The sequence below is a fragment of the Pseudomonas sp. 2822-17 genome (assembly GCF_002742485.1).
Taxonomy (GTDB): Bacteria; Pseudomonadota; Gammaproteobacteria; order Pseudomonadales; family Pseudomonadaceae; genus Aquipseudomonas; species Aquipseudomonas cyclaminis.
In genome coordinates, this window is sequence record NZ_LJRZ01000615.1 from 1 (window position 1) to 290 (window position 290).

Sequence of the window (290 nt, forward strand, 5' to 3'; positions counted from 1 at the left end):
CAATTGGAGTTTCTGCCTTTTATGGAATACATGCCATTTCACGAATGATAGTAATGATATTTTTTCATGAAATCATATTAGTAATAACGCTTATTGCTTTTCTCTTTACCGATGATTTTCGTTGGATGAATGTACCACCTTATTTCAGAGTAGATTTATGGACATTTATGAAAAGCTCCCTTTCAGAAATCACCAGATATGGCGGCATTATTACACTATTTGCATTTTTACCTATGGTGAAAAAAGAAGTAAATGTTTTTAAATCTATTACTATAAGCGTTATCTCTATC

The 290-nt window shown here is 31.0% G+C and carries 1 protein-coding gene; it reads left to right on the plus strand.

Going from position 1 to position 290, the window contains the following annotated elements:
• Positions 1–290, plus strand: a 290-nt coding sequence (locus AOA60_RS33440) for a hypothetical protein (RefSeq protein WP_218240775.1), incomplete at both ends; no start/stop codon positions are given.